General features: G+C 57.9%; 1 protein-coding gene. It reads right to left on the bottom strand.

The features are described 5' to 3' along the window. Positions 1–144: 144 nt before the first annotated feature. Positions 145–261, bottom strand: a 117-nt coding sequence (locus R0J88_RS21095) for an SDR family oxidoreductase (protein ID WP_410901040.1), incomplete at its 5' end; no start/stop codon positions are given.

Raw genomic sequence — 261 nt, 5'->3', positions numbered from 1 at the left:
CGACCCACCATGTCGCAAATGATACGCGGGGAGCGCCAGTACGGCAAAACACTTCCCCGCTTGACTGGCCGAGATGTGGGCTTTGAGTACCAAACTGACTCAGCTCAGCTGAAGTGGCATTCACGCAATTTTTAAGCTGGGTGCTTAGCCATTCAGCAGGCGACCCCCGTCAAGGACGATTTCAGAGCCGACCGTCCAGCGCGACTCGTCGGATGCCAGATACAGCACTGCTTTGGCCACTTCGTCGGCGCTACCGAAGCG

It is taken from the genome of Pseudoalteromonas sp. SIMBA_162 (assembly GCF_046535955.1).
Lineage (GTDB): Bacteria > Pseudomonadota > Gammaproteobacteria > Enterobacterales > Alteromonadaceae > Pseudoalteromonas > Pseudoalteromonas marina.
This window is presented reverse-complemented; position numbering and strand designations above follow the sequence as displayed.